The 2247-nt window shown below is 54.9% G+C and carries 3 protein-coding genes; 1 reads left to right on the forward strand and 2 read right to left on the reverse strand.

The window, feature by feature from the left end; translation table 11 throughout:
• Positions 1-263 (reverse strand): hypothetical protein (locus OO25_RS23160; RefSeq protein ID WP_206778548.1); only part of this gene is annotated, 263 nt, incomplete at its 3' end.
• Positions 264-295: 32 nt separating this feature from the next.
• Here OO25_RS23160 and OO25_RS22030 point away from each other — a divergent pair.
• Positions 296-1003, forward strand: coding sequence for an SDR family oxidoreductase (locus OO25_RS22030; RefSeq protein WP_040182994.1), 708 nt, complete (start codon positions 296-298; stop codon positions 1001-1003).
• Here the strand turns inward: OO25_RS22030 and OO25_RS22035 are convergent.
• On the reverse strand, positions 1000-1965 hold the full coding sequence (locus tag OO25_RS22035; RefSeq protein ID WP_040182996.1) for an adenosine deaminase: 966 nt from the start codon (positions 1963-1965) through the stop codon (positions 1000-1002). The two genes, OO25_RS22030 and OO25_RS22035, sit on opposite strands and share 4 nt — an antisense overlap.
• Positions 1966-2247 lie beyond the last annotated feature (282 nt).

The raw sequence follows: 2247 nt of genomic DNA on the forward strand, positions 1-2247 counted from the left end.
GTCCGCTTCGGGCTGACTTGACCTGATCGTGGCTGGCCTGGGACAAGCTTGGGCCGGTCTCTCGGTGCCGCGCCGCCGCAAGGCAGCAGTGAGCCCATCTTGAAGGATGCTGCGAGTTGGGTGGATGGCCAACGCCCAATGAGAGCAGCCATTGGTTCCGTTTCAACATGCAACAGAGAACGTACGCGCTTTTGCTTTGATTTTGGTTCGGCTACGAAGGTGAAGAATTCAAATATCCCTGAGCTTGGCGCATAGCCATTCATCGAAGCGTCTCACCTTTACGGAGAATTAGACTATGAACCTTCGGAGCAAGACCGTCGTGGTAACAGGTGGCAGTGACGGCATTGGAAAGCACATCTGCCTAAAGCTTGCTGAACAAGGCTGCAACTTGGCGATCATTGGGCGGAACGCAGAGCGGCTGGCGGACGTGGAAAAGCGGTGCCTAGCAGGAGGAGCGCAGCAGGTTCGGTCCTTTGCCTGCGACATCCAAAATGTCGCGCAACTAGAACAAACTGCCCAAGACATCCTGACGGCGTTTAACGGCGTTGATATCCTGATCAATAATGCGGGGGTTTGGCACAAGACTGGTCCGTTGGACGAAATCGACGCCAACATGCTTCAAACCTGCGTGCAGACAAATCTGACAGCACTTATGCAGCTAACGCGATTTCTAATTGCAGACCTGCGTAAAAAAACAGAGGCTATTATTCTAAACGTCGCATCGAAATCCGGTATTGTAGCGCAGGCAGGCCAATCCGTATACACGGCCACCAAGTATGGCGTGCGTGGATTCACAGAAGTCCTGAAGGCCGATGAGCAGGACACAGGAATTCGCGTCGCGGGGATCTATCAGAGCGGCACCAACACCCAGATGTTCGCAAAGGCCAACCAAGACGTGCCCAATCACATCTTCACAGAACCCGAGGATCTCGCCGACGTTGTTGTGTTCATGCTGTCGCGGCCGCCCAAAATCTGGCTGCACGACGTGAGAGTAGAACTCTAGGCCTCCAGTTTAAGCAGCAGCGCGGCGCGTGTTTCTTCGTCAACAAATGCCGCGTTGAGTGCGGTGCGGGTAATTTCGCGCAGATCTGCTTCTGTCAGACCAAATTCTGTTGCCCCGATTTCATACTCACGCGCCAGTGAGGTGTGGAAATGTGGCGGATCGTCCGAGTTCAGTGTCACGAGAACCCCCGCTTCGCGGAGGGCCATAAAGGGGTGTTCGGAAAAATCATTGTAAACAGACAGGGCAATATTGGAGCCCGGGCAGCATTCCAGAACGATCTCTTGGTCGGCAAGCTCTTGCACCAACTCAGGGTCTTCGATCGCTCGGACACCATGCCCAATCCGGCTTGGCTTGAGATATGTCAATGAATCCCTCACCGAGTCTGCCCCCCCAAATTCGCCAGCGTGGGTTGTGATCGACAGACCTGCTTCGCGCGCCACATCAAAACCGGGCGACAGATCTTTTGGATGGTGCATACGTTCATCGCCGCCCATGCCGAATCCCGTGACGAGAGGATGAGGGTTTTGGGCGATATAGGTCGCTGCACGAAGCACAGACTCAGGGCCTTCGTGTCGTAGACCTGTCGCGATCATACGCGCTTCGATGCCGTGCTTCCGCCGGGCTTGGGTTATGCCTTCGGCCAGCCCGTCAATATAGTCGCGCTCGGAAATACCAATCATGCGGGCATGATCGGTGGAGATGAAGATCTCTGAATATATGCAACCGTCCTCAGCGAGTTGGGTCAGATAGGTTTCCGCTAGCAGGGCATAGTCTTCGGAAGTGCGAAAAAGGGCCGCCGCACCATCAAAACACTTCAGGAACTCTGAAAAGCCATTCCAGACAAAGACACCGTTCTGAATGATGTCGGACACATCAACGTTGTATTTGCGGGCTTGCCGGACAACGATATCCGGATCTGCAGCGCCCTCTATATGACAGTGAATTTCAGCTTTCGGAATCATGGATCGATACCTTGGTTCGTTGCAGGCCTTGTTTGCGGTAGCGATAGTCTCTCGCTGTACTTTACGCAACTAACTGCCTCGTTGGTCTGCTTCCTGCTGCGCTCGAGAAGCGCACAGTGCCGACCTTGGAGCAGCTGCAGCGAAATGGTGCTACGTCCCGGAGCTCACCGGTTCCTAAACCTTGCAGTCGCAGCGAACGGCCGGAACAGCGGGCCGCAACGCAGCAAAAGAACCTCGACCGGTTGCGTCAAACGGCCGAGTTTGCAAAGCCCGCTTTCTGCG

This window comes from Phaeobacter sp. S60 (assembly GCF_000826845.1).
Lineage (GTDB): Bacteria > Pseudomonadota > Alphaproteobacteria > Rhodobacterales > Rhodobacteraceae > Phaeobacter > Phaeobacter piscinae.